Raw genomic sequence first — 22,170 nt, forward strand, 5'->3', positions numbered from 1 at the left:
CGCGGCCCTGGAACTGGTCGCCTTCGGCGTCATGTTCGGCTGGCTTGTCGTGTTCGCGTGCGCGCTGCACCGCACCCTCGAACACGAGCGGGCCACGGGAGGCTGTGCAGCGGGCGCCGATCAGTTCGTGGCGGACGACCGCCGCGAACGCCGGGACCCCTCCGCCGCGGCCTGCTGCACCGGTGCCATCGCCGACACCCCGGCCAACACGGGCTTCACACCGTCGCGCGGCGCGTGCCTGGCGACCCGGCGCTCGCGGGCTCCCTCGACCAGGTTGTACAGCGTGGGCAGCACCAGCAGCGTCAGGAACGTCGACGAGATCAGCCCGCCGATGACCACGATCGCCAGCGGCTGCGAGATGAACCCGCCGTGGCCCGTGATACCCAGCGCCATCGGCGTCAGCGCGAAGATGGTCGCCAGCGCCGTCATCAGGATGGGCCGCAGCCGGCGTGAACCGCCGGCCATCACCGCGTCGTGGGCCGAAAGACCCTTGGCGCGGTACTGATTGATGAGGTCGACCAGCACGATCGCGTTGGTGACCACGATGCCGATCAGCATCAGCACGCCGATCAGGGATGCCACCCCCAGCGGCACGCCGGTGGCCAGCTGCAGGAGGATGGCGCCGGTCGCCGCGAACGGCACCGAGATCAGCAGCAGCAGCGGCTGACGCAGTGACTTGAACGTCGCGACCATGACGATGTAGACGATGAGGATCGCCGCGAGCATCGCCAGGCCGAGCTGCGAGAATGCCGTGTCCTGCTGCGAGAGCACACCACCGATCGAGGCGGTCGCCGACTCGGGCAGATCGGCCTGCGCGAGCGCGTCGCTGATCGTGGCTGACGCCGCGGTGAGGTTGTCGGTGGACGGCGTGACCGTCACCGTGGCGGTCCGCACGCCGCGCTGGCTGGTGATGGATGTCGGGCCCGTCGTCTGTGTCACGGTGGCCACCGAGTCCAGCCGCACCGGGCCGGTCGCCGACGGCACGGCCATCGCCTTCAGCGCCGCGACCGAATCCGGTGCCTCGGGGGCGGCCAGATACACCGTCAGGGTCGTCGCGTCCATCTCGATCGTGCCGATCGAGGCCGGCCGCATGGTGTTCGAGACGAGCGCGCCCACCGACACCTCGCTGAGGCCGAGCGCCGCGGCCTTGCCGCGGTCGACCGCCACCGAGATGTACGGCAGCGAGGCCGACAGGTTGGTCGTGACCTGACCGATGCCGTCCTTGCCCGACACCGCGTGCACGACGGCATCGGTCGCGGTCTGCAGGGTCGGTCCGTCCGGCGCGGTGACGTCGATCTCGACGTCGCTGGAGCCGAACCCGCCGGTCGCGCTCGTGATCGTCAGGGTGCCGACATCCTTCAGGTCCGCCACGGCGCGCTGCACGTCGGTCTGGATCTGCTGCTGGTCGCCATCCGGGTCGGTGGTCATCGAGTAGGTCACGCCGCTGCCGCCGCCCGAGAACGCATCGCGCAGCGCCGACCCGCTCGAGCCGATCGAGACCTGCATCGTCGCGATGCCGTTGACCTTCGCCAGCGCCGTCTCGACCTTCTTCGCGGCGGTGTCTTCGGCGCCCAGGGATGCCGCCGGCCCGAGGTCCTGCGTCATCGTGAAGGTGTTCTGCCCCGAGTCGCCGAGGAAGTTGGTCTTCAGGTGCGGGGCGATCGCGCCGGTGCCGCCCAGCACCAGGATCGCGAGGATCACGGTGACCCAGGAGTGCTTCAGCGTCCAGTGCAGGATCGGCAGGTAGCCGCGCTGCAGGCGCGAGGGCGGGGCGTCCGGCGACTCCGGGTCGACGGCGTTGCCGGCGGCATCCCGCAGCTGCGTGCCCGGCCGCAGGAACCAGTAGGCGAGCACCGGCACGATGGTCAGTGCCACCAGGAGCGAGGCGACCATCGCGATCGTGATGGTCAGGGCGAACGGGCGGAACAGCTCGCCGGTCATGTCGCCCACGAACGCGATCGGCAGGAACACCGCGACGGTCGTGAGGGTGGATGCCGACACCGCCATCGCCACCTCGCGCACGGCGCGCGTGATCGCGGCGATCTTGTCGGCGCCGTCGACATAATGCCGCTTGATGTTCTCGATCACCACGATCGAGTCATCCACCACGCGTCCGATCGCGATGGTCAGCGCACCCAGCGTGAGGATGTTCAGCGAGTAGCCGAACGCCTGGATGCCGATGAATGTGATCAGCACGCTGGTCGGGATCGAGATCGCCGTGACCAGCGTCGAGCGCACCGACAGCAGGAAGATCAGGATCACGATGACGGCGAACAGCAGTCCGAGCAGGCCCTCCTGCGCGAGCGCATCGATGGACTGCTGGATGTAGGGGGCCTGATCGAACACGACGGTGAAGGTGGCGCCGTCCAGCTTCTTCTGCAGGTCGGGCAGCGCGCCACGCACGGCCGTGGACACGTCGACAGTGTTCGCCGACGGCAGCTTGGTGACCGCCAGGGTCAGGGCCGGCTTGCCGTCCACCCGCGAGATCGTGGTGACCGGGTCCTGCTGAAGCTTCACGGTGGCGACATCGGCCAGCGACGTGGTGCCCGCGGCAGCCTGCTGCGGAGTGGTCGGCACCAGGGGCAGACCCGCGATCTCGTCGACCGAGGTCAGCTTCGAGCCGGTCTGCACCGTGAGGGTCTGGTCGCCCTGCGTGATGGCGCCGCCAGGGAACAGCATCCCGTTCTGCCCGAGGGCGTCCTTGATGGCCTGGGTCGTGAACCCGGCCTTCGCGAGCTTTGCGGCGTCGGGGGTGATCGTCACGCGCTGCCCGCGGCCGCCGACGATCTGGGCGGCATTGACACCGGTCAGGTCCTGCAGCTCCGGCACGACGACCGACTGCAGTCGCGCCTGCGTGGTCTGCTCGTCGGAGTATCCGGTGACGGCGAGCTGGATGACCGGGAAGTCGTCGATCGACGCCGAGATGACGTTGGGGTCGACGCCGGACGGCAGGTTCGCCTTGATGCGGTTGATCGCCAGGCTGATCTTCTGCTCGGCGGCGGACAGGTTGGTGCCGTAGGTGAAGGATGCCTGGATGATCGACGCGTTCGTGGTGCTGGTGGCGCTGGTCTTCTCCAGGCCCGGCACCCCCTGGATGGCCGTCTCGACGGGCGTCGACACGTCGTTCGCGACGACCTCGGGCGAGGCGCCGGGGTAGTTGGAGACGATGACCAGCTGCGGGAACTCGATCGAAGGGATCAGCTCCTGCTTGAGGTTCACCAGCGCCAGCGACCCGAAGACGGCGGCCACGATCGTGATGAGGGCGATCAGCGCACGGTTGCGCAGGCTGAGGACGGCAAGGTGTGACACAGAGGACCTTCGGGATGCGGCACTGGATACGAGAGCGTATCCACGTCAGTATTCCATGTGCCCGTTGTGGTTGCGCCGGGACGGTGCTCCCGAGCCAGAGGCAGGACAGGGGCCGTGCCACGGCTCGGAGCGGGGTCGGGCGGGGTGTGCGGTAGTGACACAGACGCGCCGGGGCGGTGCTTGCCGCGACGTTTCATGTGTGCCAGCGTGGAGCATTCCGCGATGCCGCGGTACCGCACCACAGCTGTAGAAAGGGAGAACGTCCATGAACATCGGCCTGATCATCATTCTCGTGATAGCGATCATCGTCGCGATCTTCAGCGGCCTGAACGCTGCGCTGCACTGGCTCCTGTGGGTCGCGCTGATCGTGGCGGTGATCGCGCTGATCGCCTTCCTGCTCCGGGTGATCGGCGGTCGCAACAGAGCCTGACGCATCCGTGCGCGAGGGGTCCGGCCGGTTCGGCCGGACTCCTCGCTGGTTTTGCGGTCGGGCCCATCGGCGGATTCGTTGCCCCGGCTGACCGGGGCATAGCCTGACATCCATGCCCCCCTCCCGCGCGCCCGTCCCCCCGCACGCGCACGGCTCGCCACCCCGGGACGCGGCGGTCCGCGGCGGCCTGATACTGGCCGGAGTGCTGCTGCTGGCGGTGAATCTGCGCGCCGGCATCACCTCGGTGGGCCCGGTGCTGGGCGAGATCCGCACCGATCTCGGAATCGGCGGGGCGGCGGCATCCTTTCTGATCGCGCTGCCCCTGATCGGGTTTGCGCTGATCTCGCCGGTCGCGCCCGCGGTCGCCCGCAAGGTCGGCCTGGAGTGGGCGCTGGGCGGGTCGCTGCTCGTGCTGGCGGTGGCCATCATCACCCGATCGGCACCGGTGCCCGGGGCGATCTGGGTGGGCACAGCGCTGCTGGGCGTCGCGATCGCGATGCTGAACGTGCTGCTGCCGGCGCTGATCAAACGCGAATACCCTGAGCGCATCGGCGCGATGACGGGCATCTATGCCGCCTTGCAGAGCGGCGTGGCCGCGCTCGCGGCGGGCCTGGCCGTGCCGATCGCCGGAATGACGGATGCCGGCTGGCGGGTCTCGATCGGCATCTGGGCGGCGCTGGCCCTGATCGGCTTCGCCGTGTTCCTGCCGCAGCTGCGCCGCCGGCACACCGCGTCCGCGCTGGCCGCGAATGCCGGCGCCGTCGCACAGAGCGATGCGCCGGTCATGCCCGCGCAGGCGATGTGGGGCTCGCCGCTGGCCTGGTTCGTGACGCTCTATCTCGGCCTGCAGTCGACCATCTACTACACCGTGATCACGTGGTGGCCCACGATCGAGCAGCATCAGGGGCTGGATGCCACCGCCGCCGGCTGGCACCAATTCCTCTTCCAGTCGCTGGGCATCGTCGGCAGCCTGTCAGCGGCGGCGCTGCTGCATCGGCTGCGGAGCCAGTCCACACTGGCGGCGGTCGCCGCGGTGTTCGCGTTCTCGGGGATCGGCGGACAGCTGCTGTGGCCCTCGTCAGCCGTGCTGTGGATCGTGCTGCTGGGCATCTCGGGCGGCGCGTCGATCACGATCGCGCTGTCGCTGTTCGGCCTGCGCACGCGCCACCACCACCGTGCGGCCTCCCTGTCGGGCATGGCCCAGTCGGTCGGCTACCTGCTGGCCGCGCTCGGTCCGGTGATGATCGGCGTGCTGCACGACACGTCCGGTTCATGGGATCTTCCCCTGTTCGTGCTGCTGGCCGTCACCGTGGGCATCTTCATCACCGGCATCTTCGCGGGGCGCCCGCGCTTCGTCGGCGAGCCGGCGCGCTGAGCCGTCGCGGTGCCGGGCGCGACCTCGCGGGTCGCGCCCGGCTGGGCGGAGGCATCCACCCCGCACCCTGACCCCTGCCGAAAACGCGCAACCTGCGCGCCATACCCCTCCCCTGCGCAGTTTGTGCATTCTCGGCGCACCCTGCTCGCGCGTTGCAGTGCACCCTGCCCGCGCGCTGCGGGCACCCTGCCGAAAACGCGCAACCTGCGCGCCACGCCGCCCCAGGGCGCAGTTCGCGCGTTCTCGGCACCCCGGCCCGCGCGCTGCGCGCACCCGGCCCGCGCGCTGCGGGCACCCTCTGCCCGCGCGGTTGCGGGCACCCTCTGCCCGCGCGCTGCGGCGCACCGCACCGGCGCTCTGCCCGACGTACGCGGCGGCGTGCCCCGCGTACGTCCGGTCAGCGGGCGGCGAGGGCGCGGCCCATCCGCCCTACGGCCTCGCACAGGATCGGGCGCGGGGTCGCGAAGTTGAACCGGAGGTGCCCCGCGCCGACGTCGCCGCACTCGGCGCCGTCGGTGCACACGACCTGCGCCTGCTCCTGGAAGAACTCCGCCGGGCGATCGCCCAGCCCCAGCGAGCGGCAGTCGAGCCACGCGAGGTAGGTGCCCTCCGGCAGCGCGCAGCGCACACCGGGCAGGTGCTCGGCCACCAGCTCACCGAACAGCCGGCGGTTGCCCTCCAGATAGTCGACGATCTCGCCGAGCCAGTCGCCGCCGGCAGAGTAGGCCGCAGTGTTGGCGATCACGCCGAGGTTGCCTGCACCGTGCTCGGTGTAGAAGCCCTTGAACTGCCCGGTCCAGGTGGCGGCATCCTGCTCATTCGACAAGATCACCTGCGCGCACTTCAGCCCCGGCAGGTTCCAGGCCTTCGATGCGGAGGTCGCGGTGATGGTGTGGCCCGCCGTGACCGCCGACACCGCCGCATACGGGACGTGCGCAGCGCCGGCAAAGACCAGCGGGGCGTGGATCTCATCTGCGAACACGCGGGCGCCGTGACGCTGCACGATCTCGGCGACGGCGGACATCTCAGCGCGGCTGTAGACCTTGCCGATCGGGTTGTGCGGATTGCAGAACACCAGCATCCCGCCGCCGGCCGCGAACGCGCGGTCGATGCCGTCCAGATCGAGCGACCACCCGTCGTCACCCGAGCGCATCGGGACCTGCATCACCTCGCGACCGGTCATCGCCGGCAGGGTGAGGAACGGCATGTACGCCGGGGTCGGCACCACGATGGCGCTGCCCGGCTCGGTGAACATCTCGATGGCCGCACGCATGCCCTGCAGCACGTCTCCGAGCGGGCGCACCCACTCGGACGGCACCTCCCAGCCGTAGCGCTCGCGCTGCCAGGCGCCGCAGGCCGCCTGCATCGCCTCCTGGTGCGCGGTGGGCAGATAGCCGTGCAGCCCGGCGTCGACGGCCGACTGGATCGCCGCGTGCACCACGGGCGCGACGCCGAAGTCCATCTCGGCGACGAAGGCGCCGATCGCCTCGGGAAAGCGCGACCACTTCATACCGCCGATCCGGCGCAGCTGCTCCACCGTGATCTGGTCGAAACGTTCCGCTGCCGATGTCATCCATGCTCCCGTCAAGTGCTGCCCAGTGGTGTTCAGACGACCGGATGCCGTGGCGCCGGTCGTGCAGGTGATCGGATGCCGCGACCCGATCGGGTTCAGACGATCGGGTGCCGCGGTGCCCGGCGCGGCGGTGGCTCGGGCACGCGGATCGCCGCGGTGACGGCATCCAGGGGCACTTCGACCAGGCCGCGCCGCGTCTCGACGACACACGCCGTGTCGCTGAGCTCGCGCAGATAGCCGAGCGCGTCGGTGAACCCGTCGTCGATGCGGCGGCGCACCGTGACGCGGGTGCCCAGCGCGCATTCGCGCAGGAATCGGACCGGGTCGCTCACTGTGCCAGCCTAGCCGCGCCCCGGCGCGGCGCGGCTACAGGTGCGCCCGCGCGTATTCGCGCAGCGCGTCGCGCACCAGCTCGGCGCCCTGTGCTCCGCCGTAGTTCGCGGCGAACCGCGGGTCGGCGACATACATCTCACCCAGCCCGATGACGTACCCGCGAGTGTCGCCATCGGGCGCGGCGGCCGGCGTGCCCGGAATGGCGGCCAGCCACTGCACATGCCGCTGCGCGAGTGCCTGCGCCTCGGCGCTGTCGGCGGCGACGCCGCGGGCGGCGGCATCCGTCCAGTCGGCATTCAGCGCTGCGCCGCTGCCACTGTGCCCGGGCATCGGCATCCATCCCGCGCCACCAGGCGTCGCTGCGGGCATACGCGTCCCGGCCCCAGCGGGTCTCGACCTCCTCCCGATATACGGTGTGGTCGAATCCGTCGAACATCTGCTCGGCCATGAGCTGCTCCTCTCCGTTGAGCGCGGCGATGGTGCCGGCCACCGCGGCGATCTGGCGCGCGAGCCGCTCCTGCTCCTGTCGCAGCAGCGCCAGGTGCGTCGTGAGGGCGTCAACCTCGTCGGTCGTGCGATCGAGCACTTCGGCGATCTGCGGCAGAGCGAGTCCGAGCTCGCGCAGCAGCAGGATGCGCTGCAGCCGGATGAGCGCGTGCCGGTCGTAGTGCCGGTACCCGCTCGTCGTGGTGCGGGTCGGGGCCAGCAGCCCGATCGCGTCATAGTGGCGCAGCGTCCGGCTGGTGGTGCCGGCGAACGTGGCCAGCTCGTGAATCGACCAATCCATCGCGCGCCCTCCTTTCTGCCCCGACGGTACTGCTTGACGCTGCGTCAATGTCAAGCGTGCTTGTGTCCCAAGGATCTGGTGAGATCGCGATATATCGTGTTAGAGTGGAGCAATCGCGATACATCGCGAGTTCCCCTCTCTACCAGGAGCATCCCATGACCCTTGAAAAGTGGCTCATCCACCCGGGCGAGACGCGCGTGATCGACATCGAGGACGTGCGCAAGCTCAAGGTCGCCCTGATCGGCGGCCAGATCGACGTCGTCGCGCACGACGAGCCCGGCGCGCGCATCGAGGTCCACTCGGTGACCGTCAAAGATCTGCGCGTCGAGGTCACCGACGACGTCGTCGAGATCGACCACCCGCAGCTGCGGTGGGACAACTTCCTCGACGTGTTCCGCAACTTCGGATCGGGCGGCGCGAAGGCCGAGATCAGCGTGGCGGTCCCCCGCGACGTCGCGCTGAACCTCGGCGTGGTCAGCGCCAGCGCACTGGTGACCGGCATCCGCCACGACGCGAAGCTGAACACCGTCTCGGGTGACATCATCGTCGATTCGCTGACCGGCGACATCGCCGTCAACGCGGTCTCCGGCGACGTGCAGATCCGCGACCTGGTCGGCAGTCTGACGGCCAACAGCGTCTCGGGCGACGTCTTCGCGACCGGCAGCATCCGCAGGGCGAGCATCGACACCGTCTCGGGCGGGATGCTGGTGGACTCGACGGGCGACGTGCACCAGATCGCGCTGAACACGGTCAGCGGCAACAGCACCGTGCGACTGGACGACGGTCTCGCGGCGAACTACGTCGCGAGATCGGTGAGCGGACGCGTGCAGATCGACGGCACCACCTGGTCGGGCCGTGGCACCGGCCCCACCACGAACTACACCGGCTCGACCGGTGAGCTCTCGGGCAGCTTCGCCGACGTGCGGGTGAACTCGGTCTCGGGGGACCTGACGGTGCTGCGCCGCCCGGTGCCGGTCGCCGCCGACGATGAGGAGTGGTGATGACCCCCGTCTTCTCGCACGGCGACCTGCGCCTGTACCTGCTGAACCTGCTCGATGACCAGCCCCGGCACGGCTACGACCTGATGCAGGCGCTGTCCGATCGCACCGGCGGCACCTATACCCCCAGCGCCGGCACGGTGTATCCGCGGCTGGCCAAGCTCGAAGAAGAAGGCCTGGTCACCAAGACCGTGGATGGCCGCAAGACCGTGTACGCGATCACGGATGCCGGGCGAGCCGAGGTCGGCGCGCGTGCCGCCGACATGTCGGGCATCGAGGCGGGTCTGGCTGACTCGGTGCGGCTGATCGCCGACGAGGTGCGCGGCAGCGTGCGCGCGGCGATGAAGAGCCTGCGCGCCGACCTCGCCGCCGCGTCGCACCAGGCGACGACGCCGACCGCGACGCCGCGCGAGGACGATGCCCGTGTGCGCAGCCGGGAGCAGCTGCAACGGGCGGATGCCGCGGTCAACGCGTTCCGCGCCCAGGTGCGCGCCGATCTGCGTACGCATGTCGCGCGTGGCGGCGAGCTGGCGGCATCCATCGTCGACGACCTCGGCCGCGCGCTGGATGACGCAGCCCACGCGGTCGCAGCGAGTCTGCGCCGGTAGGGGCCTCGAGGGCACCGGGCAGATCGGCCGCGGATCGCGGGGTCGACTGCCGCCACGGAGGCGGGGGCGGTGCCGGGGTCGGCCGCGGACTCGTGCCGCCGACCCCGCCGAGAACGCGCAAACTGCGCCCTCCGGCCCGCAACCGCGCAGTTCGCGCGTTTTCGGCCGCGCCCGGCATCCCGGCACCCCGGCACCCGGCGCCCGGCACCACGGCATCCGGCCTCCGGCACCGCCATCCCGCATCCTGGCATCCCGTCACCCGGCATCCCGGCATCCGACCCCGTCGAGAACGCGCAAACTGCGCCCTCCGGCCCGCAACCGCGCAGTTCGCGCGTTCTCGGCCGCGCCCGGCACCCCGGCATCCGGCACCGCCATCCCGGCACCCCGGCATCCGGCACCGCCATCCCGGCACCACGGCATCCGGCGCGCCTACCAGCCCAGGTCTTCGTCGTCGGCGGCAAGGTGCCCGATCGGCACCACCAGCACGGGGCGCGGCTGCCGGTGCGCGAGACGGACGGCGACCGATCCGGTGAAGAACTCCCGGATCGACTCGCCGAGTCCGCGCTTGCGGGTGCCGATCACGATCATGCATGCGTCGACCTCCTCGGCGAGCCGCTTGATGGCCATGGCCGGATCGCCGACGAACTGCTGCAGCGACCAGGCCACGCCGCACCCCTCCAGCGCGGCGGCGACCTCGCGGCGGATCTGGGCGACCTCTTCTTCACGACCGGCCACGCTGAGGTCGATCGGCGAGGTCTGCACCGCGCCGGCGGGGTCTTCGTAGGCGACGAATCGGGTCACGTCGACGTTGGCCACGATCAGCGGCACGGCCAGCGCTTTGGCGAACCGCGCGGCCTCTCGCACGACGCGCGCCGGCTCACCCGGAACGACCCCCACGATGACCGCGCCGGTATGATCGGGCGCGGTCGCGGGCTCGGATGCCGCGTCAGACATATATCCCCCTCGTTCACGAGATGCACAGCAAGCTGAACACACCGCGACCGGCTTGTTCAATCCCCCGCGTGCTATCCTGAATGCTACTCTTGCCGGTGTGAAACCGGACTTCGCGAACACGTCGGGACGCAGCTCCCGCCACTTGAAACATAAGGGGGTCTCGCATGGGGCGTGGCCGTCAGAAGGCGAAACACACGAAAATCGCCCGTGAACTCAAGTACGACACCTACAGCGTGAACTTCGGCGCGCTGGAGCGTGAGCTCGGTCACCCGGGTGAGAACGATGACCTCGTCGACAAGTGGGCGGACAAGTACGACGCCGACGACTCCGACGACGAGAGCGAAGAGTCTTATCAGCACGAGAAGGCCTAGCCGAACTGCGCCCGTCGCGGCGCCCCCCGGTCAGCGCGCCGACCGCACACGACTGCAGACTCAGGACTCCTGAGCGGCCTCGACCCAGTCCAGGTATTCCTCGGTCACCGTCCCGGTGACGTAGCGCCCGTCGAAGCAGCTCATATCCAGGTCCTGGATGTCGCTGCCCTCCAGGATCGCGGCCTTGAGGTCGTCCACCTCCTGGTAGACGAGCCGATCGCAGCCCAGTTCGGCGGCGATCTCGGGAATCGTGCGGCCATGCGCGACGAGCTCGTGCCGTGACGGCATGTTGATGCCGTACACGTGGGGGTAGCGCACCGGGGGAGCGGCCGAGGCGAACGTGACCGACAGGGCACCGGCATCCCGCGCCATCTGGATGATCTGCTTGCTCGTGGTGCCGCGCACGATCGAGTCGTCGATGAGCAGCACGTTCTTGCCCTTGAACTCGCTCGACATCGCGTTCAGCTTCTGCCGCACGCTCTTCTTGCGCACCGCCTGCCCCGGCATGATGAAGGTGCGGCCGATGTAGCGGTTCTTGTAGAAGCCCTCGCGGTACTCCAGACCCAGCTTGCGGGCCACCTGCATCGCGGCGGGCCGGGATGACTCCGGGATCGGCATCACGACGTCGATCGACCCGGGTGGGGTGTGCGCGGCGATGGTGTCGGCCAGCCGCTCACCCATCCGCAGCCGCGCCTCGTACACCGAGATGCCGTTCATCACCGAGTCGGGCCGGGCCAGATACACGTATTCGAACGAGCACGGCACCAGCTGCGGGTCCGGCGCGCACTGCTTGGTGTGCAGCCTGCCGTCGATGTCGATGAACACCGCCTCGCCGGGCATGACATCCCGCACGATCTCGAAGCCCGCGTTCTCCATCACCAGCGACTCGGAGGCGACCAGCCACTCGTAGCCGCCGCCCTCGGCCGCGCGCGTGCCCAGGATGAGTGGACGGATGCCGAACGGGTCGCGGAAGGCGAGCAGACCGTAGCCGGCGATCAGCGCGATCGCCGCATAGGAGCCTTCGACGCGCTCGTGCACCCGGGCGACCGCCTGGAACACCTCGTCCGGCCCGAGCTCCAGGCCCGAGATCGTGGACTGGAGCTCGTTGGCCAGCACGTTCACGAGCAGCTCGGTGTCGCTGGAGGTGTTCAGGTGCCGGCGGTCCTTGTGGAACAGCTCGTCGGTGAGCTCGCGCGTGTTGGTCAGGTTTCCGTTGTGCACCAGCACGATGCCGTACGGCGCGTTCACATAGAACGGCTGGGCCTCCTCTTCGCTGGAGGCCAGTCCCTTGGTCGCATACCGCACGTGCCCGAGCCCGATCTCGCCCAGCAGTGCGCGCATGTCGCGGGTGCGGAACCCCTCGCGCACCATGCCCTGCGCCTTGTGCAGGTGGAACACGCCGTTGGATTCCGCCGTGGCGATGCCGGTCGAGTCCTGCCCGCGGTGCTGCAGCAGCAGCAGCGAGTCGTAGATGTCCTGACTTACCGGGCCACGCCCGACCATGCCGACGATGCCGCACATCTGCTGTTACTTCGCTCCATCTTCTGCATAGGCGCCGACCAGGCGCACGGCCCCGCCGTCCACGCCCTTGGCGCCCGATTCGAATTCGCCGTCCGGCCGCGCGCCGCCCGACACGACGCCGACCTGCCACGTGGCGATGCCGGCCGCAGTCAGGCGGGATGCCGCATCCTGCGCCGCTGCCGCCGCGACGACGGCGAGAAAGCCGATGCCCAGGTTCCAGGTGCCCTCGGTGGATGTCAGGTTCAAGCCTCCGAGGTCGGCCAGCACCCGGAACACCGGAGCCGGCGACCAGGTGGCGCGGTCGACGTCGACCCACGAGCCCTGCGGCAGCACCCGGGCCAGGTTGGCGGCGATGCCGCCGCCGGTGATGTGGCTCAGGGCGTGGATGCCGCCGTCCAGGCCGCCGATGACCTCGAGCAGGGGCCGGGTGTAGAGCCGGGTGGGCTCCAGCAGCGCCTCGCCCCAGCTGGTGCCGAGGTCGGCGGAATGCTGGGCGTACGAGATGCCGGCGCCGGTGAGGATGTGCCGCACCAGCGAGTAGCCGTTCGAGTGCAGGCCCGACGAGGCCAGCGCCAGCACCGCGTCGCCCGGTCGCACGTTCGCGGCGCCGAGCGCGCGGGCCGCCTCGACGACGCCGGTGGCGGCCCCCGCCACGTCGTAGTCGTCGACGCCGAGCAGGCCCGGGTGCTCGGCGGTCTCGCCGCCGATCAGCGCCGTGCCGGTGTCCGCGCAGCCGCGGGCGATGCCGCCGACGATGTCGGCGATGCGCTCGGGGACGACCTTGCCGCAGGCGATGTAGTCGGTCATGAACAGCGGCGTGGCGCCGACCACGACGATGTCGTCCACGACCATGCCGACCAGGTCCTGCCCGATCGTGTCGTGCTTGTCGAGCGCCTGCGCGATGGCGACCTTGGTGCCCACGCCGTCGGTGCTGGTGGCCAGCAGCGGCTTCGCGTAGCCGCGCAGCGCCGAGGCGTCGAACAGGCCGGCGAATCCGCCCACCCCGCCCTGCACCTCGGGGCCGTGGGTGCGCCGAACGGCCGACTTCATCAACTCGACCGCGAGATCACCCGCGGCAGTGTCGACTCCGGCCTGTGCATAGGGGTTCGCGTGGGAGGGTTCGGCCACACCCTAAGCGTACTGGGACGAACCCTGTGCAGATGCCCGGCGTGACGTGCCGCGTCCTACAATGGCGGCATGCACAGCGCCGGGAGCCCGGAGTGGGTGATTCGCGAGGACGCGAGTCACCCCGTTCTGCTGGCCCTGTGCCTGCGACAGCTGATCGGCGTGCGCTCTCCGGACGAGCTGCCGCACCTGCGCGGCATCCCGCTGCGGGTCAACGACCGCAGCGCGGAGGCGCAGGACACGCTGGAGAGCCAGTGGAGCACGTACTGGGACCTCACGGTCGAGCCGACCGCGCACCCGTCGCCGGTGCCGCTGGAACTGATCGACGACTTCGCGTCGCTGATCGCCCTGCCGGTGGAGGGCTTCGACGAGCTGCGTCGGGCGATCGCGCCGCACGCGTCCGAGGCGCTGGCCCTGTCGCAGTCGATGCAGGCGCGCTACGCGCGGGTCGCCACGGCCAAGCCGGGCACGTCCTACCGCGGCTATGCGTCGGCGATCGCCGAGCACGAGCGGCAGGTGGGCCGGCGCGCGCACTCGTTCGAGCTGAACGTGCAGGTGCTGCCGTTGACCCAGCGCGGCGTGTGGTGGATCGGCGCGCTGACGGTCGCGGTCACCGACGGACTGCGCCAGGATGTCGCGGCGTTCGACGCCGCGATCCATCCGATCATCGCCGAACTGGCCTGACGCGCGCCGAGCCGGACGCCGGTGCGATCAGTCGACCGCAGAGACCGTTTCGCGCTGCACCTGCACCTGCCGGCGATGGCGGCGCGTGGTCGCGTCGAGGATGATCACGGCGACACCGCCGAGGGCGACACCGGCGGGGATGCAGATCAGCAGCAGGAAGCCGAAGACCTGCGCCTTCGTGTACGACACCACGCCGATGATGCTGGTCTCGGCACCCGACGCGTCCACTTCGCCGAACGCGAAGGTGAGGATCAGCGCGGCGATCACACCGATCGCCGCGCCCAGCACGAGGAAGACCGAGATCTTCGGGGCGCGCCGCACGGTGCCCGCTTCGACGCGCTCCCGCACCCGCTGCGTGGGCGCGGCCGCAGCATCCACCTGCTCGGGGGTGTCCCGCTCGTCGACCATGCCTCTATTGTCTCACTGCGCCGTGGCACAAGCGTCCGATCAGGGGCGCAGCGGCAGCAGATCCGAGATGTCGGCGCGCACCCCTGAGACGAGGATGCGGCCGTCGCCGGCGGCATCCTGCCACTGCTGCCTGCCGAGCGCGAGCGAGATCCACGTCATCGGGTCGGTCTCGACGACGTTCGGGGGTGTGCCGCGGGTGTGCCGGGGGCCCTCGATGACCTGCACCGCGCCGAACGGCGGCACCCGCACCTCGACCGTGTGCCCGGGTGCCTTCTCGGCCAGCAGCTGCAGCAGATAGCGCACGGCGGTCGCGAGATCCGTGCGCTCGGGATCGCCACTGTTCACCCCGGCGATCGCGGTTCTGCCGTCCTCCGTGGAGATAGTGCGGGCCATGCGCCCACGCTACCCCGGCGCAGGCTCCGGTGCGGGCCCGGCGGCTCGGATGATCCCGCGGAGGCGCGACCCGCGACCATCCGGGCAGAGGACCGGGACGTTCATCGCCGGGGTTCGCGCCCGGCTGACCGGCATCGGCGACATCGCCGAGCTCGCCGAGCTCGATTCTCGGCATCCCTCCTGTGGGGGCCCGCAGATAGGCTGGCGGTGTGAGAATCCTGGTCCTCGGCTCGGGCGCGCGCGAGCACGCCATCGTCCTCGCGCTGCGCATGGAGCCGGCCGAGCACGAGATCTTCGCCGCCCCCGGCAACGCCGGCATCGCGCAGGACGCGACCGTCGTCGCGCTGGATCCGAACGACCCGGCGGCCGTGACGGCGTACGCCAACGACGCGAACATCGACCTGGTCGTGATCGGACCCGAGGCTCCCCTGGTCGCCGGTGTCGCCGACGAACTGCGTGAGCGCGGCATCCCTACCTTCGGCCCGGGCAGGGCGGCGGCGCAGCTGGAGGGTTCGAAGACGTTCGCCAAGCGCGTGATGCAGGCCGCCGGCGTGCCCACCGGCCGCGCCGTGCATGCGCACACCTGGGCCGAAGTCGCCGCCGCGCTCGACGAGTTCGGCGCCCCCTATGTCGTCAAGGCGGATGGGCTGGCCGCCGGCAAGGGCGTGATCGTCACCGCCGACCGGGACGCCGCCCTCGCCCACGCCGCGTCGTACCTGGGTGCCGCGCCCGTGCTCGTCGAGGAGTTCCTGTCGGGGCCGGAGGTGTCGCTGTTCTTCCTCAGCGACGGCGATCACGTGCTGCCGCTGAGCCCCGCGCAGGACTACAAGCGGCTGCGCGACGGCGACGAGGGCCCGAACACCGGCGGCATGGGCGCCTATTCGCCGCTGCCATGGCTGCTCGAGCGCTTCGGCGGCGAAGACGCGTTCACCGACCTGGTCACCCGCACGGTCGCCGAGCCGGTGATCCGGCAGCTGGATGCCGAGGGCACCCCGTTCATCGGGCTGCTGTACGCCGGCCTCGTGCTGACCGACGACGGCGTCAAGGTCATCGAGTTCAACGCCCGCTTCGGCGACCCCGAGACGCAGGTCGTGCTGCCCCGGCTGGTCGACCCGCTCAGCGCGCTGCTGCTGGCTGCGGCATCCGGCCACCTGGAGGACTGCCCGCGGCCCGCCTTCGCCGATGCGACCGCCGTGAGCGTCGTGCTGGCCAGCGAGGGGTACCCGGCGGCGGCGGTCACCGGGCGGCCGCTGACCGGATTGGATGCCGCCGCCGCCGTGACCGGCGTGCACCTGGCGCACGCCGCCACCGGGCGCACCGAGGCGGGACTGGTGGCGACCGGCGGGCGGGTGCTGAACGTCGTCGCGCTGGGCAGCACTTTCGCCGAATCGACCGGGCGCGCGTACCAGGCGATCGCCGCGATCGATTTGGAGGGCGGCCAGTACCGCACCGACATCGCGGCCCGCGTCGTCGAGGGCTGAGCCCGAGAGTCTCCGGCCCGTCGGGCCGGCGCGGCCGCGCGCGGCACTGACTTGCCACAAGTGGTGGGAATCGCCCGGCAAACACTCACCATTTGTGGCAAGTCACGAATCAGAGGCGGGGACGGTCGGATCGAGGACGCATGAACCGGGAATCGATGCCGAGGGCGGGGGATGCCGAGGGCGGGGGATGCCGAGACCACGGCCCCGAGACGTCAGAGAGGCCGGATGAGGGCGGTGCGCAGGTCGGCGAAGAAGTCCCCGTGGTCGTCGAGGTCGGCTTGGGTCACGGTGAGGTACTTCCACCCGAGCGCCTCGAGGCGGCGGCGGCGCTTGAGGTCCGTGCGCCACTGCTTCTTGTCGGTGCGGTGCTGATCACCGTCATATTCGATCGCGACCTTGCAGCCTGGGTAGGTCAGGTCGATCCGTGCCACGAAGGTCCCGTCGACGTCGTAGACGACGTGATTGACCGCCGGCGCCGGGAACCCGGCCGCGATCAGCAGCACGCGCAGCTCGGATTCCTTCGGCGATTCGGCCTTCGGATTCAGGAGCTCGAGAGCGCGTTTCAGGTGCAGTCGATACTTGCGCGCCGGGTGTGCGGCGACCGCCTTCGCGAGCTTCATGCGCGCCGCGCGACCGCCGCGGCGCAGGATCACATCGCCGATCGCGACGAGTTCGCCCAGTGTGAGCATCGATGCCAGGTCGCAGAAAGTGCGCTCGGGCGTGGTGGCGGGCACCCTCTTGCGCCTGTCGACATCCTTCTCACCGATCGTGGACTGGTGGCCGCACACCCGTTTTCCCCGTGGCGCGCGCGTGCCACGGGGGACGACCACGTGGAAGACATCCGCGCTCTCGAGGACGGAAGGAAGCGGCAGATCGTGGAGCCGTGCGGCCGTCACGTGACTGAACGCGGCCGTCACGGGCAACCGCAGCTGCAGCGCCGCGCATTCGTGGCCGTAAGTCAACTCGACGCCGGCAGGTGATCGGATGCCGCGGTGCGGACGGAGCAGATCCTGCGCCCGGGTCCGACTGCGCGGGATGCCGTGGGCCCGCGCTGTCGCGACCGCGAACGACCTGCCCTGGAAGGAGTCGGGGAGCGGAGCAGGATGCCGTGCCATCTGCCCAGGATGCCGGGCCCAGGCGACATGGCGCCGAGTTATCCACAGGCACAGGTCCAGGCGTCCCCTCGCCGCGGCGTCCCACGAATTTGACTTGCCACAAGTGGCTGGAATTGCCGACGTCGATGTCGCCACTTGTGGCAAGTCACGGAGAAGGGCGGCGGGGCGGGGCGGGGCGGTGCGGGGTGGTGCGGGCTCACAGGTCGGCGAGCCGCGGCAGAACGTCGGCGGCGAGCGTCTCGACCGAGGCGAGCTGGTCGCCGGGCCGCACGCCGAACACGACCAGGTCGACCCCCAGCGCGACGAAGCGCTCCATCGTGGACCAGAAGTCCGCGCCGGCCGGGTCGAGCCGGGAGGCCATGACCTGCTTCTCGATGCCGTCGTAGTCGGTGCCGACATCGGCGCAGTGCCGGCGCAGCACCTCGAGCAGGTGCGCGACCTCGTCGGGATCCGCCGAGGTGAGGTTGACGATCTGCGCGTACTGCGCGGCGATGCGCAGGGTCTTGCGCTCCCCCTTGCCGCCGATCAGCAGGGGCGGATGCGGCGCACTCACCGGCGCCGGGCTGTTCAGCGTCTCGGCCAGCTCGTAGTGCGCGCCTGCGAACGGCCCGGCATCATCGCCCCACATCTGCAGTGCGATCCGGATCGCCTCTTCGAGCCGCTCGAACCGCTCCGAGAGGACCGGGTACGGCACGCCGAGCGCGTGGTGCTCGCGCTCGTACCAGGCGGCGCCGATGCCGAGCGCGGCCCGGCCGCCGCTGAGCACGTCGAGCGTCGTGATCGTCTTGGCGAGCAGACCCGGATGCCGGTAGGTGACGCCGGCCACCAGAGGCGCCAGCCGCATCCGCCGGGTCTGCGCGGCGACGAAGGCGAGAGTCGAGAACGCCTCGAGCATCGGCTGGGCGGGGTCGCCGGCGTTCTCCATCTGAAACCAATGGTCCATCACGGTGAACTGATCAAATCCGCCGGCGTCGGCAACCCGCGCGGTCTCGGCCACCGTGGCCGCGATGGATGCCGGGGCGCCCGGCATGGTGTAGTTCCAGAAGTGGATTCCCGCGTGCATTGCGCAAGGCTACGCCTGTCGGCCATGAACGGCACCCGTCCCCCAGAGGCATCCCCAAGCCTGCTCTCAGCCCCCTCCCCTAGGCTCGGTGCCGTGAGACTCCCGCTGCCCGGCCGCCTGAACCGCTACGTCTCACGCGCCGGACGGGCGGTGCGAGCAGAGCGGATCGCCTACACCAGGCACCTGCGCATCCAGCACGACGTCGTCTTCTACGAGTCGTTCGCGGGCAACGGCGTGCTGGACAACCCCGAGGCGATCTTCCGGCACCTGCTGAACCGGCCCGACTTCGACCACCTCTGGCACGTCTGGTCGATCGCCGACGATGCGGCCATCGCGCACTTCGACGCCGAGTTCGGCGCGCACCCGCGGGTGCGCTTCGTGCGGCACGGCAGCTTCGCCTACTGGCGTGCACTGTCCACGGCCGGCTTCGTGATCAACAACGCCACCTTCCCGCCGGCATTCGGCAAGCGGCCCGGCCAGGTCTACCTGAACACCTGGCACGGCACCCCGCTGAAGCTGATGGGGTTCGACATCCCCGGCGGCGCGATCGGCGCGGCCAACACGCTGCGCAACCTGCTCTCGGCCGACTTCGTGCTCGCCGCGAACGAGTTCATGGCCGAGACGATGTATGAGGATGCCTTCCGCCTGCGCAACGTGTACCAGGGCCGCATCATCGAAGAGGGCTACCCCCGCATCGACCGGCAGCGCCTGACCGACACCCAGGCCGCGCACGTGCGCGCCGAACTCGACCGCGCCGGCATCGCCGTCGGCGATCGGCGGATCGTGCTGTTCGCCCCGACCTGGCGCGGCTCCTCGTTCCACGCACCCGACGACAACGTCGACGCCCTGGCGGCGCAGACCGCGGCCATCCAGGCCCGGCTCGGCGACGACACCGTCGTGCTGCTGAAGACGCACCAGATCGTGCACGCACTGGCGGCGAAGCGGCCCCGGCTGCGCCGGATCCTGGTGCCCAACACCCTGCCGACGAACGTCATCCTCGGGGCATCCGATGCCCTGATCACCGACTATTCGTCGATCTTCTTCGACTATCTCGCCACCGGGCGGCCGATCGCCTTCTTCACTCCCGATGCGGATGCCTATGCCCACGGCCGCGGCACGTACCTGCCGCTGGACCAGTTGCCCGGCCCCGTCACCGCCGACCCTGCCGAAGCGGGCCGGCTCATGGCCGAGATGCTCGACGGCGGCGCCCCGCACCCGCGCTATGCGGAATGGGCGGCGCGGTTCACCCCTTACGAAGACGGCGCCGTGACCCGGCGCGTCGTCGACATCGTGTTCCGCGGCGCCGCCGCCGGTCGCCGCGTGCGGGCGGTGCGCGCCGACGGGCGCACCCGGCTGCTGTTCTTCCTGGGCGGGATGCGCTCGAACGGCATCACCACCTCGGTGCTGAACCTGCTCGACGCGATCGACCACAACAGATACGACGTCACGGCGCTGATGCCGATGTTCCGCGCCGAGAACCCGCTGCAGAACCAGGCCCTGATCCACCCGGCCGTGCGGCAGGTGTTCCGGATCGGCGGCATGAACGGATCGAAGGCGCTGCAGCTGCGCCGGCGTGCCCGGGATCGCCGCGGCCTGCCGCCGGCCCCCCGCGACGAGCGCTGGCACTCGCTGCTCTGGGGCAGCGAATGGGCGCGCGTGTTCGGCAGCGCGCGGTTCGACTGGGTGGCCGATTTCAGCGGTTACAGCCCGATCTGGACGAACCTGCTGCTGCATTCGCCCTACGCGCAGCGCGCCATCTGGCTGCACAGCCAGATGGCGTCGGACCAGCAGCGCATCATCGGCGGCAAGCAGCCGATGCGCCACTCGCTCGGACTGGTCTTCTCGCTCTACCACTCGTTCGACCACCTGGTGTCGGTGTCGGAGCGACTGACCGAGCTCAACCGCGCCGAACTGGCCGAATACGCGCCCGCCGACCGGTTCACGACGGTGCGCAACCTGCCCAACGTCGATCGCGTGCTCACCGCACAACGCGAACCGCTGCCGTCGCTGCTGGAGCCGGGCGAGGCCGTTCCGGAATGGATGGCGCAGCTGCAGCAGACCGATCACGACACCCGCTGGTTCGTCACGGTCGGGCGGCTGTCGAGCGAGAAGAACCATGCCCGGCTGATCCGGGCGTTCGCGCAGGTGCACGCCGACGACCCGTCGACGCGACTGGTGATCGTCGGCACCGGTCCGCTCGAAGACGCGCTGCGGCGACAGATCGCGGCCGCCGGCCTCGACCACGTCGCCTTCCTGGCCGGGCAGCGCAGCAACCCGTTCGCGGTCCTGGCGGCGTCGGACTGCTTCGTGCTGTCCAGCAAGTACGAGGGGCAGCCGATGGTGCTGCTGGAGGCCGCGCTGTGCGACCTGCCGATCGTGTCCACCGTGTTCGGCTCGGTGCGCGACGCGCTGCCCGGCGACACGATCCACGTCGTCGCGCAGTCCGACGACGCGCTGCGCGACGGCATGCGCGCCTTCCTGCACGGTGACGTGCCGGCCAGCACATTGGATGCCGCCGCCTACACGTCGGAGGTCATCGCGGAGCTGGACACCCTGATCGCGACCCCGCCGGCGGTCGTGGTGACCGGTCCGGTGCGCACACACCGCTGGGGGTAGGGCGGGGGCGCTGGCCGGCGACGCGCTGTCAGCCGGAGGTTCAGTCGGCGACGCGCTGTCAGCCTGCGGCGATCGCCTGCCAGGCCGAATCGACGATGTCGGCGAGCGAGTGGTCGGCCGACCAGCCAAGTTCGCGCTGGATCCGGGTCGGATCGGCGACGACGGAGGCCGGGTCGCCCCGCCGCCGTGGCGCGATCTGTGCGGCCGGCATGTCGGGCGCATGCCGACGGACGGCATCCACCACTTCGCGCACCGAGTGGCCGGTGCCGGTGCCCACGTTGTAGGTGCGGTGCGGCTCGGGACGGCCGGCCAGCCCGTCCAATGCCGCCAGGTGCGCGCGGGCCAGATCGGTGACGTGGATGTAGTCGCGCACGCAGGTGCCGTCCGGGGTGGGGTAGTCGTCGCCGAAGATGACTGGCGCCTGATGCGCGCGGGCATGCTGCATGACGATCGGGATGATGTTCAGCGCCGCCGTGTCGCCCAGCTGCGGGCGGGCGGCGCCGGCGACGTTGAAGTACCGGAGGCTCGATGCCTGCAGGCCCATCGAGGCTGCGGCGTCGGCGACCAGCCACTCGCCGGCCAGCTTCGTCTCGCCGTACGGGTTCACCGGATGCGCGGGTGTCGTCTCGGGCACCGGCCGCCCGTCGACCGCCCCGTAGACCGCGGCCGACGAAGAGAAGATGAACTTCGTGGCATCCGCTGCCGCCGCCGCCGCCAGCACGTTCGCCAGCGACGTGATGTTCTGGTGGAAATACCAGGCCGGGCGCGCGACGGACTCATCGACCCGCTTCTTGGCCGTGAAGTGGATCACGGCGTCCGCACCGGCCAGGTGGGTCGCCAACGATTCGGGGTCGAACGTCGCGGCCAGGTCGACGCCGACGAAGTCGGCCGTGCCGACTCGTTCACGCACGCCGGTCGACAGATCGTCGAGCACGACCACCTCGTCGCCCCGGGCCACCAGCAGGTCGACGACATGCGCACCGATGTAGCCGGCGCCCCCGGTGACTGCGACTCGCATGGATCGAG

19 protein-coding genes and 1 pseudogene are annotated in these 22,170 nt (G+C 70.4%); 8 read left to right on the top strand and 12 right to left on the bottom strand.

The annotated features are described in order from the left end of the window. Positions 1 to 120: 120 nt before the first annotated feature. On the bottom strand, positions 121 to 3,309 hold the full coding sequence (locus ABD705_RS00475; RefSeq protein ID WP_344779420.1) for an efflux RND transporter permease subunit: 3,189 nt from the start codon (positions 3,307 to 3,309) through the stop codon (positions 121 to 123). A 265-nt stretch (positions 3,310 to 3,574) separates the two neighbouring features. On the opposite strand from ABD705_RS00475, the gene ABD705_RS00480 reads away from it, so the two are divergent. Both ABD705_RS00480 and ABD705_RS00485 read left to right on the top strand, forming a co-directional pair. Then, positions 3,575 to 3,739: a hypothetical protein gene (locus ABD705_RS00480; protein WP_344779422.1), complete on the top strand. Its 165-nt coding sequence runs from the start codon at positions 3,575 to 3,577 to the stop codon at positions 3,737 to 3,739. Positions 3,740 to 3,851: 112 nt separating this feature from the next. After that, positions 3,852 to 5,114 (top strand): CynX/NimT family MFS transporter, encoded by a 1,263-nt coding sequence (locus ABD705_RS00485; protein WP_344779424.1) that lies wholly within the window; start codon positions 3,852 to 3,854, stop codon positions 5,112 to 5,114. A gap of 397 nt (positions 5,115 to 5,511) precedes the next feature. Here the strand turns inward: ABD705_RS00485 and ABD705_RS00490 are convergent, their stop codons facing one another. The 3 genes and pseudogenes from ABD705_RS00490 to ABD705_RS00500 all read right to left on the bottom strand — a co-directional run bounded on the left by ABD705_RS00490 (position 5,512) and on the right by ABD705_RS00500 (position 7,807). Then, a complete protein-coding gene (locus ABD705_RS00490; protein WP_344779426.1) occupies positions 5,512 to 6,687 on the bottom strand; it encodes a MalY/PatB family protein in 1,176 nt (391 codons plus the stop codon). Positions 6,688 to 6,782: 95 nt separating this feature from the next. Beyond that, positions 6,783 to 7,019, bottom strand: coding sequence for a putative acetyltransferase (locus ABD705_RS00495; protein ID WP_344779428.1), 237 nt, complete (start codon positions 7,017 to 7,019; stop codon positions 6,783 to 6,785). A 34-nt stretch (positions 7,020 to 7,053) separates the two neighbouring features. After that, a pseudogene (locus tag ABD705_RS00500) lies at positions 7,054 to 7,807 on the bottom strand (MerR family transcriptional regulator). A gap of 155 nt (positions 7,808 to 7,962) precedes the next feature. Here ABD705_RS00500 and ABD705_RS00505 point away from each other — a divergent pair. Both ABD705_RS00505 and ABD705_RS00510 read left to right on the top strand, forming a co-directional pair. After that, the gene (locus ABD705_RS00505) at positions 7,963 to 8,808 is read left to right on the top strand and encodes a DUF4097 family beta strand repeat-containing protein (RefSeq protein ID WP_344779430.1); all 846 of its coding nucleotides are present in this window, start codon (positions 7,963 to 7,965) and stop codon (positions 8,806 to 8,808) included. After that, on the top strand, positions 8,808 to 9,413 hold the full coding sequence (locus ABD705_RS00510) for a PadR family transcriptional regulator (protein WP_344779432.1): 606 nt from the start codon (positions 8,808 to 8,810) through the stop codon (positions 9,411 to 9,413). The genes ABD705_RS00505 and ABD705_RS00510 overlap by 1 nt, the downstream gene beginning before the upstream one ends. A 429-nt stretch (positions 9,414 to 9,842) precedes the next feature. Here ABD705_RS00510 and ABD705_RS00515 read toward each other — a convergent pair whose 3' ends face one another. Then, positions 9,843 to 10,367 carry a universal stress protein gene (locus tag ABD705_RS00515; RefSeq protein ID WP_344779434.1) on the bottom strand — a complete coding sequence of 175 codons (525 nt, stop codon included), beginning with the start codon at positions 10,365 to 10,367 and terminating at the stop codon, positions 9,843 to 9,845. Between the two features lie 164 nt (positions 10,368 to 10,531). Between ABD705_RS00515 and ABD705_RS00520 the strand changes: the two genes are divergently transcribed. Further along, positions 10,532 to 10,738, top strand: a complete 207-nt coding sequence (locus ABD705_RS00520; protein ID WP_344779436.1) for a DUF3073 domain-containing protein — start codon at positions 10,532 to 10,534, stop codon at positions 10,736 to 10,738. A gap of 60 nt (positions 10,739 to 10,798) precedes the next feature. Here the strand turns inward: ABD705_RS00520 and purF are convergent, their stop codons facing one another. Together purF and purM are read right to left on the bottom strand one after the other, a co-directional pair. After that, positions 10,799 to 12,259, bottom strand: a complete 1,461-nt coding sequence (gene purF / locus ABD705_RS00525; protein ID WP_344779438.1) for an amidophosphoribosyltransferase — start codon at positions 12,257 to 12,259, stop codon at positions 10,799 to 10,801. A 6-nt stretch (positions 12,260 to 12,265) separates the two neighbouring features. Then, entirely contained in the window at positions 12,266 to 13,387 is a 1,122-nt protein-coding gene (purM, locus tag ABD705_RS00530; protein WP_344779440.1) for a phosphoribosylformylglycinamidine cyclo-ligase, read from the bottom strand. Between the two features lie 69 nt (positions 13,388 to 13,456). Between purM and ABD705_RS00535 the strand changes: the two genes are divergently transcribed. Next, positions 13,457 to 14,068, top strand: coding sequence for a zinc-binding alcohol dehydrogenase (locus ABD705_RS00535; protein WP_344779442.1), 612 nt, complete (start codon positions 13,457 to 13,459; stop codon positions 14,066 to 14,068). 27 nt (positions 14,069 to 14,095) lie between these two features. Here ABD705_RS00535 and ABD705_RS00540 read toward each other — a convergent pair whose 3' ends face one another. Both ABD705_RS00540 and ABD705_RS00545 read right to left on the bottom strand, forming a co-directional pair. Next, the gene (locus tag ABD705_RS00540) at positions 14,096 to 14,476 is read right to left on the bottom strand and encodes a potassium transporter Trk (RefSeq protein ID WP_344779444.1); all 381 of its coding nucleotides are present in this window, start codon (positions 14,474 to 14,476) and stop codon (positions 14,096 to 14,098) included. 39 nt (positions 14,477 to 14,515) lie between these two features. Then, on the bottom strand, positions 14,516 to 14,869 hold the full coding sequence (locus tag ABD705_RS00545) for a sterol carrier family protein (RefSeq protein ID WP_344779446.1): 354 nt from the start codon (positions 14,867 to 14,869) through the stop codon (positions 14,516 to 14,518). Between the two features lie 209 nt (positions 14,870 to 15,078). On the opposite strand from ABD705_RS00545, the gene purD reads away from it, so the two are divergent. Beyond that, positions 15,079 to 16,350, top strand: coding sequence for a phosphoribosylamine--glycine ligase (purD, locus tag ABD705_RS00550; protein WP_344779448.1), 1,272 nt, complete (start codon positions 15,079 to 15,081; stop codon positions 16,348 to 16,350). Between the two features lie 212 nt (positions 16,351 to 16,562). On the opposite strand, the gene ABD705_RS00555 is transcribed toward purD, so the two are convergent. Next, positions 16,563 to 17,465: a hypothetical protein gene (locus tag ABD705_RS00555; protein ID WP_344779450.1), complete on the bottom strand. Its 903-nt coding sequence runs from the start codon at positions 17,463 to 17,465 to the stop codon at positions 16,563 to 16,565. A gap of 196 nt (positions 17,466 to 17,661) precedes the next feature. After that, on the bottom strand, positions 17,662 to 18,528 hold the full coding sequence (locus tag ABD705_RS00560) for an LLM class F420-dependent oxidoreductase (RefSeq protein ID WP_344779452.1): 867 nt from the start codon (positions 18,526 to 18,528) through the stop codon (positions 17,662 to 17,664). Positions 18,529 to 18,621: 93 nt separating this feature from the next. Between ABD705_RS00560 and ABD705_RS00565 the strand changes: the two genes are divergently transcribed. After that, on the top strand, positions 18,622 to 21,144 hold the full coding sequence (locus ABD705_RS00565; RefSeq protein ID WP_344779455.1) for a CDP-glycerol glycerophosphotransferase family protein: 2,523 nt from the start codon (positions 18,622 to 18,624) through the stop codon (positions 21,142 to 21,144). 58 nt (positions 21,145 to 21,202) lie between these two features. Here ABD705_RS00565 and galE read toward each other — a convergent pair whose 3' ends face one another. Continuing rightward, positions 21,203 to 22,162 (bottom strand): UDP-glucose 4-epimerase GalE, encoded by a 960-nt coding sequence (gene galE, locus ABD705_RS00570; protein ID WP_344779457.1) that lies wholly within the window; start codon positions 22,160 to 22,162, stop codon positions 21,203 to 21,205. Between the last annotated feature and the right edge of the window lie 8 nt (positions 22,163 to 22,170).

Source organism: Microbacterium kribbense (genome assembly GCF_039537285.1).
GTDB lineage: Bacteria > Actinomycetota > Actinomycetes > Actinomycetales > Microbacteriaceae > Microbacterium > Microbacterium kribbense.